Source organism: Conexibacter woesei DSM 14684, from assembly GCF_000025265.1.
In the GTDB taxonomy this organism is placed as follows: domain Bacteria; phylum Actinomycetota; class Thermoleophilia; order Solirubrobacterales; family Solirubrobacteraceae; genus Conexibacter; species Conexibacter woesei.
The window spans coordinates 2,436,859-2,456,581 of record NC_013739.1 but is presented as its reverse complement, the minus strand read 5'-3'; the positions used below and the strand labels follow the sequence as shown (position 1 = coordinate 2,456,581).

The window sequence follows — 19,723 nt, the reverse complement described above, 5'->3', positions numbered from 1 at the left end:
GGTTATCGTGCAGACCATGTCCTCCCCCGCCGGCAGAGCCCGCACGACGATCCGCGACGTCGCCGCCGCCGTCGGCGTGTCCGCCAAGACCGTCTCGTTGGCGATCAACGGCAAGGACGGCGTCGACCCGGCGACGCGCGCGCAGGTGCTCGCGGAGGCGGCCCGGCTCGACTACCGCGCGAGCCGCAGCGCGCGGGCGCTGCGCGCCGGCCGCAGCAACACGCTCGCGCTGCTGATGCCGATGTTCGGCATCGACGAGACCGAGATGCTGAGCCTCAGCTACTACATGCTGCTCGCGTCCGCCGCCGCCGGCACCGCGTTCGGCCGCGACCACGCGCTGCTGCTGACGCCGAGCGTCGAGAGAACGGCGCTGCTGCGCCAGCTCGACGTCGACGGCGTCGTGATCTGCGACCCGGCGGAGCGCGACCCGCGGATCGACCTGTTCGACGACCTCGGCGTCGAGGTCGTGACGATCGAGCGCGACCCCGGCCGCCCGGAGCAGCGCTGGTACGTCGCCAGCGACAACCGCGGCGACACGCTGCGGATGCTCGACCACCTGCACGACGCCGGCGCCAGACGGATCGCGCTGCTCGCCGCGATCTGCGACTGGGGCTGGATGGTCGACTCCGTCGACGCCTACTGCGACTGGTGCGCCGAGCACGCGGCCGAGCCGCTCGTCGCGCGCGCGAGCTTCAGCGACCTCGTCGGCAGCGCGAAGGCGAGAGCGCGCGAGCTGCTGACGCTGCCGGACCGCCCCGACGCGATCGTCGTGCTCGCCGAGGGCCACGCCGGCGCGGTCGTGCAGGCGGCACGCGAGCTGGGTCTGGAGGTCCCGCGGGACGTGCTGCTGGTGAGCGGGATCGACAGCCCCGAGACGCGCTACGGCGAGCCGGCGATCACGGCGCTCGACCTGCACTCCGACCGGCGCGGCCGCGCCGCGATCGAGCTGCTGCTCGCGCGCCTCGCGGGCGACGAGGAGCCGCAGGCGCCGCGCACGGTCCCGGCCGACCTCGTCGTGCGCACGAGCAGCGTCCCGCCGCTCAGACCGCGCCGCACCACGCGACGACGGCGCTCGCAAGCGCCTTCGTGACCTCGACGACCTGCTCCAGCTCGACGTGCTCGTCGGTGAAGTGCGCGGCGCGCACGTCGCCGGGGCCGAACAGCACGCACGGCAGCCCGGCGAGACGCACGAAGTGGGCCATGTCGGTGCCGTAGGTCATCCCCTCGACGATCGGAGCGCGGCCGAGCGCGGCCTCGCAGGCCGAGGAGAGCGTCGTCACGAGCGGGTGCTCGGCAGGCGTCTCGGAGCCGGCGAAGTCGGCGAGCCACTCGACGACGGGCGGATGCAGCGACGCCCACGCGTCGGCCTGGGTCCAGCGGCGCAGCCGCTCCTCGAAGCCCGCGCGTGCGGTCGCAGAGTCCTCCCCCGGCGCCGTCCCGATGCGCCCCTCGAAGGCGAGCGACTCGGGCACCGTCACCGGCCACTCGCCGCCGCGCACGACGCCGACGTTCGTCGGCAGCGGGCGCGTCGGCAGGCCCGCGTAGAGCGGATGGCCGAAGGCGGCGTTGCGCTCCTCCTCGTAGGCGAGCAGCGCCGTGTGCAGCGAGACGAACTGCTCGATCGCGCTGACGCCCGTCTCGCGCATGCAGGCGTGGGCGGCGCGCCCGGTGAGCGTGACGCGGAAGAACTGCGCGCCGGTGTGCGCCGGGGCGATCCGCGCGCGCGTCGGCTCCGCGACGATCACGCCGTCGACCGCGCCCGCGTTGTCGAGCGCCCACGCGATCGCGCCAGCGCCGCCCGTCTCCTCGCCGACCGTCGTCAGCAGCGCCACGTCGCCGGCCAGCGCGACGCCGGCGTCGTGGACGGCGCGGATCGCGAACAGCGACGCGGCGACCCCCGCCTTCATGTCGCAGGCGCCGCGCCCCCACAGGCGGCCGTCCTCGACGACGCCGGCGAACGGCGGGCGCGTCCAGCGCGCCGGGTCGCCGGCCGGGACGACGTCGACGTGCCCGTTGAGCAGCAGCGAGCGGCCGCCGCCGCGGCCGCGGCGCACCGCGTGGACGTTGCCGCGCGTGGCGAAGCTCTCGCGCGCGGCGCTCGCGAGCCGCGGCGCGACCCTCGCCGGGTCGACCGCCAGCTCGGCGACGTCGAGCCCGGCGTCGCGCGCGGCCGCCGAAACGAGCCGCTGGGCGAGCGCCTCCTCCCCGGTCACGCTCGGCGCCTGCACGAGCTGAGCCGCGAACGCGATCAGCTCGTCGCGGCGCTGCTCGACCGCGGCCGACAGGCGCTCCACGAGTCGATCGCTGGAAGGCATGGGGCGCATGCTCGCCGGGACGCGGAGCCGCGCCAAGCCACAGCCTGTCGCCGTCTCGACGCACGACGACCACCGGCTGGGGCGCGACGAGGCGGCCACGCCGGTCGATCGGCTCCGTGCCGACTCTCGGTCTTTTGGTTTCACTTCGGAGGCGTTCGGCCGACCATCGCTCCATGAAGGGGAAGCTCGCACGTGTTCCGCGTGCGATCGGGATCGGCGTCGTCCTCGCTCTGTCGATCGCTTCGGGAGCATCAGCCGCGGAGATCTCTGGGTCGGTCTTCCACGACTACAACACCAACGGGATCCGCGACACGGACCCGAGATCCGGTGCGGTGGACGTGGGCGTCGGCGGGTTCACCGTGAGAGCGGTGCGGGGCGCGTCGAACGTCGTCGCGACGGCGACGACGGCCGCGGACGGCACCTACAGACTCACCGCGCCGAACGCGAACGTCCGTCTCGACCTGACCGTCCCGCAGCCGTGGTGGCCGACGCGGCAGCTCAACGGCCTGCGCTCCGACGAGCAGTTCGTTGACGCCTCCGCGCCGGTGAGAGGCGCGAACTTCGGCGTGCACCGGCCGCGCGAGTGGTCGTTCGACGATCCGACGGTGTTCTGGCCGACGCAGTCGCCCGGACCGGTGTCCGGCGTGCGTGCAGGCTCCGACGCGATCCGCGGGATCGACTACTTCACCAATCCGCTGACGAACGGCACGTTCGCCGCCGAGCCGAGCAGACGGGTGCTGGCGAGCTTCGGGCAGGTCGGCTCGGTCTTCGGCATCGGCGTCGACCAGAGCACGGGCAACCTCTACGCCGGCGCGTTCTACAAGCGCTTCTCCGGCCTGACCGCGGACGGTCCCGGCGCGATCTTCCGCGTGACGCAGGGCGGCGGCGTCCTGCCGTGGGCGAGACTCCCGGCCGGAACCGACGGCCACCCGACGAGCACGGTCACGAACCAGTGGTTCACGACCGACCTCGACAGATCGTGGGATCTCGTCGGGCGGGCCGGGCTCGGATCGATCAAGGTCGACCCGGCCGACAGAAACGTCTACGCGGTCAACCTGGCCGACAAGAGCCTCTACCGGCTCCCGCTTGGCGGCGTGCCTCCGGTCACACCGGCGGCCGTCACGGAGATCCCCGACCCGGGCTGCCCCGGCGGCGACTGGCGGCCGTTCTCGATCGGCTTCGAGCGCGGCAGCGGCGCGATGTACGTCGGCGGAGTCTGCTCGGCGGAGACGTCGCAGGACCCGACTCAGCTGGCCGCCGTCGTGCTGCGCGTCAGCGATCCCGAGGGCAGCCCGACGTTCGACATCGCCCAGATCGTGTCGCTGGGCTACGACCGCGTGAACCGCGCGCCGGTCAACCACGACAACACGAGCAACTGGCGGCCGTGGCCGACCGCGGCGACGATCACCGACAGAGGCTTCCAGTCGCCGCCGGACGACAGCCGCGGAACGCGCGCGTCGACCAGCGGGCCGGTGCTCGTCTACGACGAGTCCTACCCACAGCTCGCCGCGATCGGCTTCGACTCCGACGGCTCGATGCTGCTCTCCTTCCGCGACCTGATGGGCGACATGTCCGGCCAGGCCGTCCCCGGCGAGGGCTCCGGCCCGCACCAGTCGGTCGTCGCCCAGGGCGACCTGCTGCGCGCCGCGCCCAACGGCTCCGGCGGCTTCACGCTCGAGTCCAGAGGCGTCGTCGGCGGGCGCACCGGCTTCGGGCTCATCCCCGTCTCCAGCGGTGGGTACGGGCCGATAGGGCCCGGCGGCGGCTACTTCTACGACCCGCAGCCGGGCCACGGCTTCGATGCCGGACCGACCAACGAACAGGGCGGTCTGCTGCAGATCCCGGGCTTCAGCGACGTGCTGACGACGCAGATCGACGCGATCGACATCAGAGACAACGGCCTGCTCTGGTACGACAACGCGAACGGCGGCAAGACGCGCCGGTTCCAGAACGTCGTCACCACCGTCGGCTCGGCCGGCGGGTTCTCGAAGGCGAACGGCCTCGGCGACCTCGACGCCTACAGCGGCCGCGCACCGGTCCAGATCGGCAACCGCCTCTGGTACGACGTCGACGCCGACGGGATCCAGGACACCGACGAGGACCCGGTCGTCGACACCGTCGTCGAGCTGCTCGACGAGAACGGCGTCGTGATCGACAACACCACGACCGACTCCAGAGGCGAGTACGTCTTCGCGATCGCGCCCGACACGAGATACAGCGTCCGCGTCCCGCTCGCGCAGCCGTCACTCGACGGCTGGGTCGTGACGCAGGCGTTCGCCGGCGACGACCGCCGCACCGACTCCAACGGACGCGAGCAGGACGGCCGCTCCGTCGCGTCGGTGAGCGCGCACGAGGTCGGCCGCAACGACCACTCCTACGACTTCGGCTTCACGAGAGCCAGAAGACCGCCGCCTCCGCCTCCGCCACCACCACCGCCTCCGCCTCCGCCCGAGGAGCCGCAGCCGCCGGTCCCGCCGCCGCTCGCTCCGCCCGCGCCGCCGCAGCCGACCTACGCCGGCGCAGAGCCGTCGCCGAACACGCCGATGGTGCTCGTCAAGTACCTCGTCAGACGCTCGGGCGGCAGAGTCTCCCTGAGAAGACTCCAGTTCGGCATGGTCCTGCGCAACGCCGGCCCCGAGACCGTCAACCGCCTGCGGCTGTGCGACAACCTCCCCCGGCTGCTCACCGTCCTCGGCGCGACCAGACTCGCAAGAAGATTCCCCAGAGCACGCCAGGTCTGCTGGAGACTCGCGAGCCTCCCGAGCGGCCACGCGCGCAAGTTCCACGTCCTCACCCAGCTGCGCAGAAGAGTCCTGATCGGGCTCCTGATCAACCGCGCACGCGCCGTCGCACAGAGAGTCAGACCGGCGCATGCGAGAGCGGTCGTGCGGCCGAGACGACCCGCTCCGAGAGTCACCGGCTGAGCCGGTCGGGAGCGCAGCCGAGCCAACTTCGGGCAGGGAACCAGAGGGTTGGTGCGTTGTTGCGCCGTGTCGCGTCTGTCCTGTGCGAACGATGGGTAGGAACGTCTCTCGGCCGATCGCTATGGGGGCGAGCATGTCCGAGTCGCGCAGCAGCCGATCGACGGACCGCAGCAGGCGTTGGAGGTTGTCGGCGCCCGTCGCGGCGGTGGCGGTCGTGTTCGCGTGCGCGCTGCCGGCGGGAGCTGCGACGGTCTCCGGCAGCGTCTTCAACGACTACGACACGAACGGCCTGCGCGACACCGATCCCGACAGCGGTGCGGTCGACGTCGGCGTCGGCGGCCTGACCGTGCGTGCGCTGACCGGCACCGGCGCGGTCGCCGACACCGCGACGACGGCCGCCGACGGCAGCTACGCGCTGAGAGCACCCGACGGCCGTGTCCGGATCGAGCTGACGGTGCCCTCGCCGTGGCAGCCGACGCGGCAGCTGAACGGCCTGCGCTCCGACGAGCAGTTCGTCGATGCGAGCAGCGTCGTCAGAGGCGCCGACTTCGGCGTCCACCACCCGCACGAGTGGTCGTTCGACGCGCCCGAGGTCTACCTGCCGATGCAGTGGGCCGGCCCGACCGACGCGAGAAACACCGGCGCGGACGCGATCCGCGCCTTGTCGTACTTCACGACGCCGCTCGGTGACGCGCCTCCCGGCCCGCCCCCGCCGCTGTGGAGCAACCAGCCGTCACGGCGGGTCCTGGCGAGATTCGGCGAGGTCGGCACCATCTTCGGGCTCGGGGTCGACCAGCGCGGCGGCGCGCTGTACGCGGGCGCTTACTACAAGCGCTACACCGGGCTGACGCCGGCCGGCGCCGGCGCGATCCACCGCGTCACGCAGGGCGGCGCGGTCAGCCTCTGGGCAGATCTGCAGGCAGGGGCCGACGCGCACCCGACGAGCAGAGCGATCGACGACTGGACCGGCCCAGCGCCGGCGAACCGCGACATGCAGTGGGAGCCGGTCGGCAAGCGCGGGCTCGGCTCCGTCGAGGTCGACCCGCAGAACCGCAACGTCTACACCGTCAACCTCTTCGACAAGCAGCTGTACCGGCTGCCGCTCGACGCAACGCCGCCGGTCAGACCGGCCGCCGCGACGCCGATCCCCGACCCGGGCTGCCAGGGCGGCGAGTGGCGCCCGTTCTCCGTCGGCTTCGACCGCGTCAGCGGCGCCGCCTACGTCGGCGGCGTCTGCGCCGCCGACGCGTCGCAGAGCACGGCCGACCTCAGAGCGGTCGTCTACCGCGTCGGCGACCCTGCTGGCAGCCCGAGCTTCACGCAGGTGCTGTCGGTCCCGCTCGCCTACGAGCGGATCCCGGTCGGCGCGGTCAGCACGCAGTTCTTCAGCAGCCGCTGGCAGCCGTGGCCGACGCCTGCGTCGCTCGCCGCACAGGCGCCGAGAGGCGCGACGGTGCTGACGCCGTCGGACACCACCCGCGGCACGCGCGTCGTCAACGGCGCCACGACCTCGGTGCAGGACGAGTCCTACCCGCAGCTGACCGCGATCTCGGTGCTCGGCGACGGCAGCCTGCAGCTCGGCTTCCGCGACCTGATGGGCGACATGAGCGGCAACACGCTGAGCGGCGAGGGCCCGCCGTCCGGCAACGGCATCAGCCCCACGATCCAAGGCGACCTGCTGCGCGCGTCACCCGCGGCCGGCGGCGGCTTCGAGCTCGAGTCGGGCGGCGTCGTCGGCGGCGTCAGAGGCTTCGGCGCGGGCACGAACTACGGGCCGATCGGGCCCAGAGGCGGCTACTTCTACGACCCGCGCCCCGGCGCCGCGCCGACCTCCCAGCCGACCGAGTATCAGGGCGGCTTGCTGCAGCTGCCCGGCTTCCGCGACGTGCTCACGACGCAGACCGACGTCGACATCAGCAACGACAACGGGCTGCTGTGGTACGACAACGCCGACGGCATCCGCACGCGGCGACTGCGCAACTACGTCACCCAAGGGCCGAACGAGGGCTTCGGGAAGGCGAACGGGCTCGGCGACCTCGACGCCTACAGCGGCCGTGCACCTGTCCAGATCGGCAACCGCCTCTGGTACGACGTCGACAGCGACGGGCTTCAGGACGCCGGCGAGAGTTCGGTCGCCGACACCGTCGTCGAGCTGCTCGACGACAGCGGCGTCGTGATCGACAACACGACGACGGACTCCAGCGGCGAGTACGTCTTTGCGATCGGGCCGGACACGCCGTACAGCGTGCGCGTCCCGCTCGCGCAGTCGTCGCTCGACGGCTGGGCGGTGACGCAGGCGTTCGCCGGCTCCAACCCGCGGATCGACTCCAACGGCGTCGAGCGCGACGGCCGCTCCGTCGCCTCCGTCGCGGCCCACCCCGTCGGTCACAACGACCACAGCTACGACTTCGGCTTCGACAGACCGAGACCGCCGAGACCACCGGAGCCGCCGCAGCCACCGCTCGAGCCGCCGGTCGAGCCTCCGCTGGCGCCGCCGGCGCCGCCGCAGCCGCAGTACGCGGGCGCCGAACCGTCGCCCAACGCGCCGATGGTGCTCGTCAAGTACCTCGTACGGCGGACCGCCGGCAGAGTCACGCTCAGAAGACTCCAGTTCGCGATGGTGATCCGCAACGCCGGCCCGCAGACCGTCAGCCGCGTGAGACTGTGCGACAACCTCCCGCGCCTGCTCGACGTGCTCGGCGCGACCAGACTCGCCAGAAGATTCCCCAGAGCCCGTCAGGTCTGCTGGAACCTCGCCAGCCTGACCAGCGGCCAGGCGAGGACGTTCAACGTCCTCACCCAGCTGCGCAGAAGAGTCCTGCTCGGTCTGCTCGTCAACCGTGCCCGCGCGATCGCCCAGAGAGTCAGACCCGCGCACGCGAGAGCCGTCGTGCGGCCTCGCAGCGCAGCGCCGAGAGTCACCGGGTAGTCAGCCTGGCGACCCGCGATCGAGGAGCGCGGTGAGGCGTCGCAGCACGCCCGAACGCCAGCCGCCGCCCATGATCGTGCGGGCGAGCTGCTGGTGCGCGTCGTCGGGGTCGAAGCCGGCGTGCTCGATGAACAGCCGCGTGCCGTGCCCCTCCGGCACGAGTGTCCAGGTAACCGTCCAGTCCAGCAGCGCGTCGGATTGCGTCGTTCCAGCTGATGCGCAGGCGCCTGCACGGCTCGATCTCGAGCACCTCGCAGGCGATCTCGCCGCTGAACCCTGTCTTGGGGTTGGGCGGCGCGTGGAACGTGAAGCGGTGACCGAGCTGGGGGCGGAAGTCGGTCTCCATCAGCCACTGCCGCATCAGCGCGGGTTCGGTCAGGGCCGCCCAGACGCGCTCGGGCGAATGCGAGAAGAACTCGTCGACCTCGATCACGCGCAGGTCGTCGTCGTGCCCGCGGGCAGGGGTCGCGTCGGTCATCTGTCCTCCGCGGCCGCTTCACGGTCGAGCACGTCGTGCATGTCACGCAGGCGCTCGCGCCAGAACCGCTCGTAGGGAGTCATCCAGTCGTGCAGGTCCCGCAGCGGGCCGGGCGCGATCTCGATGTGGCGGAAGCGTCCGTGGCGCGTCTCGGTGACGAGCCCAGCCTCGCGCAGGACGCGGAGGTGCTCCGAGACGCTCGGCCGGGCCATCTCGTAGCGCTCGGCGATCGCGCTGACCGTCTGCGGCCCGTCGAGCAGAAGGCCGAGGATGTCGCGCCGCGTCGGGTTCGCGAGCGCGCCGAACAGCCGGTCGACGGGCGAGGGCTGCGCGCGCTGAGCCACGCGTCAGGCCGCCGAGAGCACGAACCCGTTGCCGTCCGGGTCGCTGAACGTCGCCTGCCGGCCCCACGGCAGCTCGTTGGGACCGTCGACCTCGACGCCGCTGCCGCGGAGCCGCTCGGTGTCGGCGTCGATGTCGCCGCTCTCCAGGATCACGCCCGTCAACGCGGGCAGCTGCATCCCGCCGAACCCAGGGTGGAGCACGATCGCCGTGTCGCTGCCGGGCGGCGCCACCTCCAGCCAGCGGAGCTCGCCCATCGCCGTGTCGGTCCGGACCTCGAAGCCCATGCTGTCGACGTAGAACGCGAGCGCTCGATCCTGATCGGCGACGGGTGCGGTGAGGGTGCGGATGCGGGAGATCGTCATGCGCCGATGATAGGTAGGCATCTGCCTACATGTCAAGCGTAGGCTTTTACCTACACGTTCGCGGGTCGCGCGCTCACCTCGACGCGCCGCGCGCGACTTCTTCACCGAGAGCCGCACGATCAGCATCGCGCGCTGAGACACAGACGCAGCCGGCGCGCGGCGCCGGCTCAGCCGCGCACGGCGCGCCCCTCCAGCAGCGCGTCGAGCCGCGGGCTCGCCGGGGCGAGACGGCGCGCGACCTCGACGGCGGAGGCGACGGCGGACTCCTGCGACTCGACGTCGACGAGGTGGTGGCCGGCGAACGAGATGCCGCCCTGCGCCTGTCGCGGGGCGATCGTCCTCCGCGCGCGCACCGCCGCCGGGGTGACGCAGAGGTGCTCGAACGCCTCGCGCGCGAGCAGCTCGTCGTCTGGGACGGAACGGTTGGCGATCCAGCTCTTGAAGAGGTCGACGCCGTGGGTCGGGCCGAGCCAGATCGTGACGTCGCTCCAGCCGTCGTGGACGGAGATGTTGTACGTCGACCAATGGGCGCGCCGCGCCGGCATGAACAGCGGCTCGCGGTGGATGCCGATCTCGACCGGGGCGTAGCGGAACGCGCGCAACGCGTCGACGAGGTCGCCGCTGCCGGCGAGCGGATCGAGCAGCTCCGCGGCGGCGAGCGGCGGCAGCGCGAGCACGACGTGGTCGACCTGGTGCGCGCCGCCGGCGCCGTCGCGCAGCGCGAAGCCCGTGCCCTCCGCGCGGATCTGCGCGACCGGTGCGCCGACGCGCGCGTCGCCGTTCGGCACGGCGTCGGCGAGCGCGACGACGACGCGCCCGAGACCACCGGGGAGGTTGCGCCACAGCGGCGCCTCGTCCGGCGCGGTGCCGGGCGGGACACGCGCCAGCAGCGCCGTCGCCCCGCGCGCCGACAGCGACGGCGCCTCCTCGACACGGCAGCCGACGAGCGCCGCGCAGGCGGCGTACATCAGCTGCTCGCGCTGCTCGGTGGTGGCGGGGATCGCTTCGACGACGTCGGCGAGCGGGATCTCCCAGCTCGCGTCCTGCGCCTCCAGCTCGACCGCGCGCGTCACGAACGCGACGAACGCCGCGCCTTCCGGGCCGTCGGCGACGATCTCGCGCGGCCAGCCGTCCGCGCGCGTGTGCGGCGTGACGACGAGCGGGCGCGGCATGCCCTCGACGGCGAGCGTGAACGACTGCGGCGCCGGGATCAGGTCGCCGTCCAGCTCCAGCAGCTCCAGCAGCCGCGCGAAGCGGGGGAACAGCTCCGGCGATATGTGCTGCGCCCCGGCATCGATCCGCAGCTCGGCGCCGTCGATCTCCACGTCCGCGTCGCGCACGTTGCCGCCGAGCCGGCCACGTGCCTCCAGCACGACGACGTCGTGCGTTCCGGCGAGCAGCCAGGCGGTCGTGAGTCCGGCGACGCCGCCGCCGACGATTCCTACGCGCATCTCGTCCCTCCGTCCCAGTCGAGGATCACCTTCCCGCACCTGCGGCTCGCGACCGCCGCGAACGCGCGCTCGAAGTCCTCGCACGCGAAGCGGTGCGTGACGAGCGGTGCGATGTCGAGCCCTTCGCGCACCAGCCGGCTCATCTCGTCCCACGTCTCGAACACCCGCCGCCCGAAGATCCCCTGGATCGTGAGCATCTTCGTGACGACCGCCGACCAGTCCAGCTCGACGCGGTCGCTCGTCAGGCCGAGAGCGGCGAGCCGGCCGCCTGGGACGAGTTGGTCGATCAGCTCCTGCAGCCCCGCGCCGCTGCCCGACATCTCCAGCCCGACCGAGAACCGCGGCGGCTGCGCGCCGCCTTCGGACAGCGTGCGCGCAGCGGGCACGCCGAGCCGGTCCGCGAGCGCCAGCCGGTAGTCGCTGACGTCGCTGACGAGCACGCTGCGGGCGCCAGCGTGGCGGGCGACGGCGGCGGCCATCAGCCCGATCGGCCCGGCGCCGGCGATCGCGACGTCCTCGCCGGCGAGGTCGAAGTGCAGCGCGGCGTGGACGGCGTTGCCGAAGGGGTCGAAGATCGCGGCGACGTCGAGGTCGACCGGCTCGGCCCACGGCCAGACGTTCCCGGCCGGCAGCGCGACGTACTCGGCGAACGCGCCGTCGCGGTGGATGCCGATCACGCTCGTGCGGTCGCACAGGTGGAAGTCGCCGGCACGGCAGCTCGGGCACGCGTTGCAGGCGACGTGGCTCTCCCCGCCGACGACGTCGCCGGGCGCGAGCGGCCGGTCGGAGGCGTTCTCGACGACCGTCCCGACGAACTCGTGGCCGGTCACGAGCGGCGGGGCGATCGTGCTGCGCGCCCAGCCGTCCCACCGGTAGATGTGCATGTCGGTGCCGCAGATCCCCGTGCGCAGCACCCGGATCAGGACCTCGCCGTCGCGCGGCGTGGGCGCGGGAACGTGTTCGAGCCGCAGTCCCGGTGCGGCGTCCGGCTTGATCAGCGCGAGCATCGGACCGCCTCAGTTCAGCGCCGGCGAGACGAACGCGCTCAGCGGCCGCGGGGTGAGGCCGTGCCGGCGCTTGAACGCCTCGTTGCGGCGCCCGCACTCGACCCAGCGGACGTCGTGCGCGAGCGCGATGCGGACGATCTCGGCGAAGACGAGGTACGCGGGACTCAGCCGCTCGACCGCGTGGTCGGCGTAGCCGACCGACCACCAGTGCACGTGCGCGGCGTCGATCAGCACGATCCCGCCAGCGATCAGACGCCCCTCGTGGCGCAGCTCGATCACCCTCGCGGTCTCCCCCAGCAGCCGCACGAAGCGCGGGAAGCGCTGCTCGTCGTAGTACGCCGCGTTGCCGTACTTCGCCGCGTTGCCGCGCGCGAGCTGGACGAACGCGTCGAGATCCGCCTCCTCGGGCGCGAGCGTGCGCAACTCGACGCCGGCGTCGTCGGCGATCCGCTGGTAGCGGCGCAGGTTGCTGCGCGCGCCTTTCGAGATGCTCGCGAGGTACGCCTCGTAGTCGGCGACCGGCGCGAGGTCGAGCACGAAGCGGCGGTCGATCTCGACGCAGCGGATCCCGGCGATCGTGAGGCCGCGCGCCGCCTCGCTGTCGTCCTCGACGTTGGCGAAGCAGAAGCGCGCCGCGCCAACCTCGCGCGAGAGCCGCTCGACCGTCGCGACGATCTCGCCCCACGCGTGCTCGTCGCCGCCGAGCACCGGCGGCGAGCCGTCGTAGCAGTGCCACACGTGGCTCAGCAGGACCGGCTCGTCCGCGCACTCCGGGACGTGGTCCGCGAGCACGCGCATCGGGTCGACGCCCCGCACCAGGTAGGTCGGGACCCCGCACCGCAGGGTGCCGTCGCCGGGGTCCCTGCCGACGACGTAAGCGCGGTCCTCGACCGCGTGCAGGGGCAGCTGTTCGAGCGCTGACAGGAACGCGTGGTGGTAGAACGCGGGCGCACCGGCGGCGGCGACGAGGCCGTCCCAGTCCTCGGCATCGACGTCGACGACGCTGCGCAGCACGTCGAGCTGGAGCGTCATCGCGCTCACCCGCCCGCGGCCGCGGGCGGCTTGCGCCCGACGACGAAGGAGTTCGGCGTCTGCGGCGACGGCGGGATCGTCGTCACCTGCTCGAAGCCGGCGTCGCCCAGCCAGGCCTCGATCTCCGCGCCGGTGTAGTTCTTCCCCTCGCCGGTCTCGACCAGCATGTTCACGCTCATCGCGGCGGCCAGCTCCGGCCCGCGCTTGTCGTCGTCGACCAGTATCTCGACGACGACCACGGTGCCGCCGGGCTCGAGCGCCTCGTTGCACTTGCGCAGCAGCGCGCGGTTGACCGGCTCGTCCCAGTCGTGCAGCACGGAGCCGAGCAGCGCGAGGTCATGGCCTCCCGGCAGCCGCTCGTCGACGCGGAAGTCCCCCGGCTCGACCGCGATCCGCTCCGCCAGGCCGGCACGCTCGATCCGCCGCTGCGCTATGTCGCAGACGAACGGGAGGTCGTAGACGGTGGCGGTCAGATGCGGCCAGCGTCTGCACAGCTCGATCGGGTAGACCCCCGATCCGCCGCCGACGTCGAGCACCCGCGCATGCGACGAGCAGTCGAACGTCTCGGCGAGCACGCCGGCCGTCGCCGCCGAGTACGAGTCGACCGCATCCCAGAAGATGGCGTGCAGCACCTCGTCCTCGGGCACGAACAGGCTGTCTCGCTCGCCGCGCTCCCACGTGACCGGCCCGTCGCTGCGCAGCGACTCGAGCAGTCTGCTCGCGACCGCGTACTCGCGCCGGTCGAGCCATTTGACGTAGTCGCCGAAGTACTGCGGCCGGCCCTCGACGAGGTAGGTCTCAGCAGCGGCGCTGTTGCGCAGCCGCTCGCCGTCGCGCTCGACGAGCCCCAGCGACGCGCAGGCGGTCGCGAACACGTCGGCGGCGCGCTCCCCGAAGCCCAGCTCGGCCCGCATCTCCTCGACGGTCATCTCCCCCGCGCGCGACAGCCGGCCGAAGAGGTCCAGCTCGACCGCCACTCCGATCACCTTCGCACCCCAGAAGCCCATCGCCACCCGCAGCAACGGGACATAGGTCACCTGCTCGTGCGCAAGCTGTGAAGCGTGCATCGTCTCCCCCTAGCGGGACGTTCCGCCACGCAGCAGCCGACGCTGCGCGACCCCCTGTTTCAGTTCCTCCGCGCGGTCGTCCCCCGATCACGCGCCCCGTTCCACCATAAAGAAGCAAGCCATCTTTATGTGGCCCGTGTCCGCGTTCAAACGTCCGGTCGGCGAGGGCGGACGTGGCGGTCGAACCAGTCGAGCAGCGCCTCGTTCTGAACGACGCGCGCCCGCGGGTGCCCCAGGCCCATCGAGCCGCCGTGCGAGGTCTGCGGCATCCGCAGCATCTCGGCCGGGCAGCCGTGCAGCTTCAGCAGGCCATAGAAGCTGTCGGCGTTCGCCGGCGGGGTCCGCAGGTCCTGCTCGTGGTGGACGATCAGCGTCGGCGTACGGCAGTTCGCGGCGAAGCTGGCCGGCGACTGCGCGGCGCGCTGCGCCGGTGTCGGCGGCGCAGCCTCTCCCGCGCGCGTCAGCCACGACGCGAAGACGCGGCCGATGTCGGCGCCGGCGTTGATCGTCCAGTCGAGCACCGCGCTCTCCACCACGGCCGCTCCGAAGCGGTCGTCGTGGGTCGCAAGCCACGCCGCGAGGTAACCCCCGCCCGAGATGCCCCAGACGCCGAGCGCCGTGGGTTCGGCCAGCCGTGCGGCGACCGCAGCGTCGACGGCTCGGAGCAGATCGCTCGCGTCGAGGTTGCCCCAGTCGCCGTGCAGGTCGCGCGCGAAGTCGACGCCGTAGCCGGTCGACCCACGGTGGTTGACGAGCAGAACGCCGTAGCCGGCGGCAGTGAGCATGCACGTGTCGAAGCCGAACATCTGGCCCCAGCCCGCGTGCGGTCCGCCGTGCGCGGCGAGCAGCGTCGGGACCGGGCCGTCGGCGCCGTGCGGGCGCAGGAACCACGCGTCGAGCGCGGTGCCGTCGGCACCGCTGAGCGGCAGTGGGAGGACGTCGAAGGGCGCCCCGCGCGGATAGTCGCCGCCGTTGAGACGCGTCAGCCGGCGCACCGCGCCGGACGGCTCTGCAACCCACAGGTCAGGCGGCTCGTGCAGCGAGGTGACGCCGAGCGCGACACGCCCGGCGGCGGCGTCGAGCGGGACGGCGCTGTGGTCGCCCGCAAGCAGCCGCCGCGCGCGACGCGGCCCGTCCAGCGCGACGCCCCACGCCTGCAGCTGCCCGCCGACCTGCACGGAGACGAACGCCTCGCCGCCGTCGTCGGCGACCGCGATCCGCGGCGTCTGCAGGTGCTCCCAGGCGAAGTCGCCGAGCAGCAGGCCGAACAGCCAGCCGTCGGCCGCGGGCGTGCGCACGCGCTCGGGCGCGTCCGGCGCGGCGGCCGTCACGAGGAGGTCGAGCGGCTCGGCGTGCGCGAGCGCACGATTGGGGCCGGTGCGGACGATCTCGCCGGCGCCGCGCCACGCCGCGACGGGCGCGAAGCCCTCGAACGGGGTCTCCCACAGCAGCCGCTCGGCGCGGTCGGCGAGCCGCAGCGCGCGCAGTTGGAAGCACGGCCGCTCGCCGAGCGTGAAGCTGAGGTGCAGCAGCTCGCCGCCGTCGGGCGACCACGCGACCGAGACCGGCACGGCGCCGTGGTCGGTCAGCTGCACGGGCTCGCCGCCGTCGGCGTCGACCGCGAACAGCTCGGCGACGGCGTCACGCACCAGCCCGACGCCTTCCAGGCGCCACATCTCGTCCGTCACGCGGTATGGCTCGGAGCGGTCGCGCGGCGGCACGGCGCGTGCGCCGACGACGACCGTCCGGCCGTCCGGCGAGACCGCCGGCTCGACGCCGCAGACGCCCCACGGGCGCCCCGTCAGCGCGACCGGCGGCGCGCCGTCGCGTCCTACGCGGTGGAGCTGGCGCTCGCCGGCGCGGTCGGACAGGAAGACGACGCCGGAGCCGTCGGGCAGCCACGCCGGCGCGGTGTCGGTTGCCTCCAGCCGCGTCAGCGCGACCGGCGCGGCCCACTCGTCGCCGCCGACGTCGACCGCGAGCAGCTGGACGAGGTCGCGCCGGCCGTCGGGCGAGACGCCCGCGACGGCGCAGACGGCCGTCGCGCCGTCGCGCGTGAGCCTCGCCGACAGCAGCGTGCGCAGGCGCAGGACGTCGGCGGGTGCGGTCATCGCCCGCCCGCCGTGTCGAGCTGCGGGACGGCGTCGAGCAGCAGGCGCGCGTAGTCGGTCCTCGGCGCGCCGAAGACCTCTGCCAGCGGTCCCTGCTCGACGATCCGCCCGTGCCGCATCACCGCGACCGCGTCGGCGACGTTCGAGACGACCGCGAGGTCGTGCGAGATGAACACCATCGCGAGCTCGCGCCGCGCCCGCAGCTCGTGCAGCAGCTCCAGCACGCCGGCCTGCACCGAGCAGTCGAGCGCGGAGGTGATCTCGTCCGCGATCACGACGTCGGGCTCGGCCGCGAGCGCCCGCGCGATCGCGATCCGCTGACGCTGGCCGCCGGAGAACTCGTGCGGGTGCTTCGCCGCCGCGGCGGCGTCGAGCGCGACCGTCTCCAGCAGCTCTGCGACGGCGTGGGAGCGCTCGCGCCGCGGGCGGTCGCCGAGCGCCTCCGCGATCGCCGCGCCGACCGTCATCCGCGGGTTCAGCGACGCGTACGGGTCCTGCGGCACGAGCTGGACGCGGCGGCGCAGCGCGCGCAGGCGGCGGCGCGACTGGCGCCGCAGGTCGATCCCGTCGAGCACGACGTCGCCCTCGCAGCGCAGCAGGCCGACGACGGCCTTTGCGACCGTCGACTTGCCCGAGCCGGACTCGCCGACGAGCCCGAGCGTCTGCCCGCGGGCGAGCGTGAACGAGACGCCCTCCACGACCGTGGTCCGGCCGTACGCGACCGAGAGGCCGCTGACCGCGAGGACCGGATCGTCGTGCCTCATCGCCGCCGCCTTCATCCGCTCGTCTCCCCGACCGCGACGGGCCGCGCCTCGTGGCACGCGACCCGGCGGCCCTCACCTGCCCGCTCCAGCTCCAGCTCCGGCGCCGTCTCGCGGCAGCGTTCTGTCGCGAGCGCGCAGCGCGCCGCGAACGCACAGCCGTCCGGCCGCTGCTCCGGCTGCGGCGGGCGGCCCGGCAGGCCGCGCGGCGGTCGCCGCTCTGCCCCGAGCTCGATCCGCGGCGTCGCGCCCAGCAACGCCCGCGTGTACGGATGCGAGACCGCGCCGCTGCGCAGCAGCTCCGCCGGCAGCTCCTCGACGATCCGCCCCGCGTACATCACGAGCACGCGGTGGCAGAGCTGCGCCACGACGGCGAGGTCGTGCGAGATGAAGAGGATCGCGGTGCCGCGCTCGCGGTTCGCCTCGCACAGGAGGTCGAGCACGTCGGCCTGGACGGTCACGTCGAGCGCCGTCGTCGGTTCGTCCGCGATCAGCAGCTCGGGTCCGGGGAGCAGCGCCGCGGCGATCATCGCGCGCTGCCGCATCCCGCCGGACAGCTCGTGCGGGTACTGCCGCATGCGCCGCTCCGGCTCGGAGATCCGCACGGCGCCGAACGCCGCGACCGCGGCGTCGCGTGCCTCGCCGCGCCCCAGCCCGCCGTGCACGCGGACGACCTCGGTCGCTTGCGTCCCGACCCGCAGCGCGGGGTTGAACGAGCTGGACGGGTCCTGGAAGACGACCCCGACGCGCGTCGCCAGGCGCGCGTCGGTGTCCGCGGCGAGCAGGTCCAGCTCGCCGAGGCGGAGCACGTCGGCGCTCGCGCCGACGCCCGCGCCCAGCAGCCGTGCGACGGCCATCGCCGTCAGCGACTTGCCGCTGCCGGACTCGCCGACGAGGCCGACGATCTCGCCCGGCGCGACCGCGAAGTCGACGCCGCTGACGAGCGGCACGCCGTCGGCGCGCGTCACCGACAGGCCGCTCACCGACAGGCCCGCGGTCGGCGGCGCGCCGTTCGCGGAAGCGGCGGCGACGGAGGCCGTCGGCGGGTCGGCGAAGGCCGGCGGGCCGGCGACGGCCGGCGGCGCAGAGACGGCCGGCGGCGCAGAGACGATGACCGGCCGCCGCGCGCGGCCCGCCTGGCGCGGGTCGAGGATGCTCGCGAGCCCGTCGCCGATCAGGCCGGCGGTCACGCCCGTCAGCACGATCCCGAGCGCCGGGCCGACCGCCTGGATCGGGTTCGTGTAGAGCGACGCGAGCCCGTCCGTCAGCATCGTCCCCCAGTCGTAGGAGGGCGGCTGCACGCCGAGGCCGAGAAAGCTGAGCGCCGACAGCGCGACGACGGCAGCCGAGAACGCGACCGACGTCAGCACCAGCAGCGGCTCGGCGACGTTCGGCAGGACATGGCGCCGCAGCACGTGCCACGACGACAGCCCGAGCAGGCGCGCGACCGCGACGTGGTCGCGCCCGGCGACCGATCTCGCGAGCGTGTGCGTGAGGCGGGCGAAGGTCGCGACGAACGCGAGGCCGATGCCGACCGTGGCGCTCTTCGCGCTCGGCGCGAGGATCGCCGTCACCGTGATCGCGACGAGGATCGCCGGATAGGCGACGAGCAGGTCGACGAAGCGTGCGCCGACCGCCTGCGCGCGCGGCCGCAGCAGCGACAGCGTCGTGCCGAGCAGGATCCCGCCGACGGCCGCGATCGCCGTCGCGGCGGCCGCCATCAGCAACGTCAGCCGCGCGGCGACGATCGTGCGGGCGAGCACGTCGCGCCCGAGCCGATCGGTGCCGAGCGGGTGCGCCCACGACGCGCCCTGCTGCCCCGCGTCCGTCAGCCGCTCGGCAGCGTCGCCGGCGAGCAGCGGGCCGACGAGCGCGACCGCCAGCAGCAGCGCCAGCAGCACGAGCCCGGCGCGGGCGGCGGGCGCGAGCCCGCGCACGCGCGTCACGGCCGGTCCCCCGACAGCGAGCGCGGATCGATCGCGGCGAGCGCGACGTCGACCAGCAGCGTCACCGTGCATGCCATCGCGCCGAGCAGCAGGACGGTGCCCTGGATGACGGGGTAGTCGCGCAGCTCGACCGCTTCCACGAGACGGCTGCCGATGCCGGGCAGCCCGAAGATGTTCTCGACCACGACGGTCCCGCCGAGCAGGCCGGCGAGCAGCAGGCCGCCGTAGGTCAGCGTGCTCGTGAGGATGTTCGGGAGCGCGTGGCGCAGGTAGAGGCGGCGCGCGGAGATGCGCTTGCCGCGCGCGGTCCGCATGTAGTCCTGCTCGAGCACCGTCGCGACCTCGCGCCGCGCGATGCGGGCCAGCGTCGCGGTCGGGCCGATGCTGATCGCGATCACCGGCAGCACGAGCCCTGACGCGGTGTCGGCGCCGGCAGCCGGGAACAGCCCGAGCGTGACCGCGAAGACGAACACGAGCAGCGTCCCGGCGACGTACTCGGGCACCGAGCCGCCGATGCTCGTCGCGACCGTGAACGCGGTGTCGAGCCAGCCGCGTCCGCTCCGGCACGCGACGGCGACGAGCAGGCCGAGCCCGACGCCCGCGAAGAGCACGACGAGCACCGCCAGCAGCGCCAGCTCGGCGGTCAGCGCGAGCCGGGCGCCGAGCACGTCGGCGACGGGCTCGCCGGTCTCGAACGACTCGCCGAAGGAGCCGCCTGCGAGCGCCCCGACGTAGTCGGCGAACTGCGCCGGCAGCGGCTCGTCGAGCCGCAGCTGCTGCTGGATGTACGTCACCTGCTCCGGGGTCGCGTTGATGCCGGCGATGTTGCGGGCCGGGTCGCCAGGGATCAGGTGAACCATCAGGAACGTCACGACGACGAGGCTGGCGAGCACGCACGCCACCCCCGCGAGCCGCCGCACCACGAAGCCGGGCCACGGCGACGCGACGCGCGACCTGCGGCCTCGCAGCACTGCGGCTTCGGGTCCGGCGGACAT

15 protein-coding genes are annotated in these 19,723 nt (G+C 73.6%); 3 read left to right on the top strand and 12 right to left on the bottom strand.

Annotated features, from left to right (window positions below):
- Positions 1-16 precede the first annotated feature (16 nt).
- A complete protein-coding gene (locus CWOE_RS11570; RefSeq protein ID WP_012933797.1) occupies positions 17-1,090 on the top strand; it encodes a LacI family DNA-binding transcriptional regulator in 1,074 nt (357 codons plus the stop codon).
- Here the strand turns inward: CWOE_RS11570 and CWOE_RS11565 are convergent.
- Positions 1,041-2,315 (bottom strand): ArgE/DapE family deacylase, encoded by a 1,275-nt coding sequence (locus CWOE_RS11565; RefSeq protein WP_012933796.1) that lies wholly within the window; start codon positions 2,313-2,315, stop codon positions 1,041-1,043. The two genes, CWOE_RS11570 and CWOE_RS11565, sit on opposite strands and share 50 nt — an antisense overlap.
- A gap of 173 nt (positions 2,316-2,488) precedes the next feature.
- Here CWOE_RS11565 and CWOE_RS33850 point away from each other — a divergent pair, with 173 nt between their 5' ends.
- Positions 2,489-5,239, top strand: coding sequence for an SdrD B-like domain-containing protein (locus tag CWOE_RS33850; protein ID WP_012933795.1), 2,751 nt, complete (start codon positions 2,489-2,491; stop codon positions 5,237-5,239).
- A gap of 184 nt (positions 5,240-5,423) precedes the next feature.
- The gene (locus tag CWOE_RS11555) at positions 5,424-8,168 is read left to right on the top strand and encodes an SdrD B-like domain-containing protein (protein WP_012933794.1); all 2,745 of its coding nucleotides are present in this window, start codon (positions 5,424-5,426) and stop codon (positions 8,166-8,168) included.
- On the opposite strand, the gene CWOE_RS34555 is transcribed toward CWOE_RS11555, so the two are convergent.
- The 11 genes from CWOE_RS34555 to CWOE_RS11500 all read right to left on the bottom strand — a co-directional run bounded on the left by CWOE_RS34555 (position 8,158) and on the right by CWOE_RS11500 (position 19,723).
- Entirely contained in the window at positions 8,158-8,646 is a 489-nt protein-coding gene (locus CWOE_RS34555; protein ID WP_201447206.1) for an SRPBCC family protein, read from the bottom strand. The two genes, CWOE_RS11555 and CWOE_RS34555, sit on opposite strands and share 11 nt — an antisense overlap.
- Positions 8,643-8,990 (bottom strand): ArsR/SmtB family transcription factor, encoded by a 348-nt coding sequence (locus CWOE_RS11545; RefSeq protein ID WP_012933793.1) that lies wholly within the window; start codon positions 8,988-8,990, stop codon positions 8,643-8,645. Before CWOE_RS11545 ends, CWOE_RS34555 begins: the two co-directional genes overlap by 4 nt.
- A 3-nt stretch (positions 8,991-8,993) precedes the next feature.
- Entirely contained in the window at positions 8,994-9,353 is a 360-nt protein-coding gene (locus tag CWOE_RS11540) for a VOC family protein (protein ID WP_012933792.1), read from the bottom strand.
- 167 nt (positions 9,354-9,520) lie between these two features.
- The gene (locus CWOE_RS11535) at positions 9,521-10,804 is read right to left on the bottom strand and encodes an FAD-dependent oxidoreductase (RefSeq protein ID WP_012933791.1); all 1,284 of its coding nucleotides are present in this window, start codon (positions 10,802-10,804) and stop codon (positions 9,521-9,523) included.
- Positions 10,795-11,811 carry an L-threonine 3-dehydrogenase gene (tdh, locus tag CWOE_RS11530; protein ID WP_012933790.1) on the bottom strand — a complete coding sequence of 339 codons (1,017 nt, stop codon included), beginning with the start codon at positions 11,809-11,811 and terminating at the stop codon, positions 10,795-10,797. Before tdh ends, CWOE_RS11535 begins: the two co-directional genes overlap by 10 nt.
- A gap of 9 nt (positions 11,812-11,820) precedes the next feature.
- Entirely contained in the window at positions 11,821-12,843 is a 1,023-nt protein-coding gene (locus CWOE_RS11525; protein WP_012933789.1) for a GNAT family N-acetyltransferase, read from the bottom strand.
- A gap of 5 nt (positions 12,844-12,848) precedes the next feature.
- A complete protein-coding gene (locus CWOE_RS11520) occupies positions 12,849-13,910 on the bottom strand; it encodes a methyltransferase (RefSeq protein WP_012933788.1) in 1,062 nt (353 codons plus the stop codon).
- A 146-nt stretch (positions 13,911-14,056) separates the two neighbouring features.
- Positions 14,057-16,021 (bottom strand): S9 family peptidase, encoded by a 1,965-nt coding sequence (locus tag CWOE_RS11515; RefSeq protein WP_012933787.1) that lies wholly within the window; start codon positions 16,019-16,021, stop codon positions 14,057-14,059.
- Positions 16,018-16,785 carry an ABC transporter ATP-binding protein gene (locus CWOE_RS11510; RefSeq protein WP_041732260.1) on the bottom strand — a complete coding sequence of 256 codons (768 nt, stop codon included), beginning with the start codon at positions 16,783-16,785 and terminating at the stop codon, positions 16,018-16,020. The genes CWOE_RS11515 and CWOE_RS11510 overlap by 4 nt, the downstream gene beginning before the upstream one ends.
- A gap of 11 nt (positions 16,786-16,796) precedes the next feature.
- Positions 16,797-18,728 carry a dipeptide/oligopeptide/nickel ABC transporter permease/ATP-binding protein gene (locus tag CWOE_RS11505; RefSeq protein WP_012933785.1) on the bottom strand — a complete coding sequence of 644 codons (1,932 nt, stop codon included), beginning with the start codon at positions 18,726-18,728 and terminating at the stop codon, positions 16,797-16,799.
- On the bottom strand, positions 18,725-19,723 hold the full coding sequence (locus CWOE_RS11500) for an ABC transporter permease (protein ID WP_012933784.1): 999 nt from the start codon (positions 19,721-19,723) through the stop codon (positions 18,725-18,727). Before CWOE_RS11500 ends, CWOE_RS11505 begins: the two co-directional genes overlap by 4 nt.

Coding starts and splice junctions, on each gene's coding strand:
- CWOE_RS11570 (WP_012933797.1), top strand. CDS start 17: ATGTCCTCCCCCGCCGGCAGAGCCCGCACGACGATCCGCGACGTCGCC.
- CWOE_RS11565 (WP_012933796.1), bottom strand. CDS start 2,315: ATGCCTTCCAGCGATCGACTCGTGGAGCGCCTGTCGGCCGCGGTCGAG.
- CWOE_RS33850 (WP_012933795.1), top strand. CDS start 2,489: ATGAAGGGGAAGCTCGCACGTGTTCCGCGTGCGATCGGGATCGGCGTC.
- CWOE_RS34555 (WP_201447206.1), bottom strand. CDS start 8,646: ATGACCGACGCGACCCCTGCCCGCGGGCACGACGACGACCTGCGCGTG.
- CWOE_RS11540 (WP_012933792.1), bottom strand. CDS start 9,353: ATGACGATCTCCCGCATCCGCACCCTCACCGCACCCGTCGCCGATCAG.
- CWOE_RS11535 (WP_012933791.1), bottom strand. CDS start 10,804: ATGCGCGTAGGAATCGTCGGCGGCGGCGTCGCCGGACTCACGACCGCC.
- tdh (WP_012933790.1), bottom strand. CDS start 11,811: ATGCTCGCGCTGATCAAGCCGGACGCCGCACCGGGACTGCGGCTCGAA.
- CWOE_RS11525 (WP_012933789.1), bottom strand. CDS start 12,843: ATGACGCTCCAGCTCGACGTGCTGCGCAGCGTCGTCGACGTCGATGCC.
- CWOE_RS11520 (WP_012933788.1), bottom strand. CDS start 13,910: ATGCACGCTTCACAGCTTGCGCACGAGCAGGTGACCTATGTCCCGTTG.
- CWOE_RS11515 (WP_012933787.1), bottom strand. CDS start 16,021: ATGACCGCACCCGCCGACGTCCTGCGCCTGCGCACGCTGCTGTCGGCG.
- CWOE_RS11510 (WP_041732260.1), bottom strand. CDS start 16,785: ATGAGGCACGACGATCCGGTCCTCGCGGTCAGCGGCCTCTCGGTCGCG.
- CWOE_RS11500 (WP_012933784.1), bottom strand. CDS start 19,723: ATGTCCGCCGGACCCGAAGCCGCAGTGCTGCGAGGCCGCAGGTCGCGC.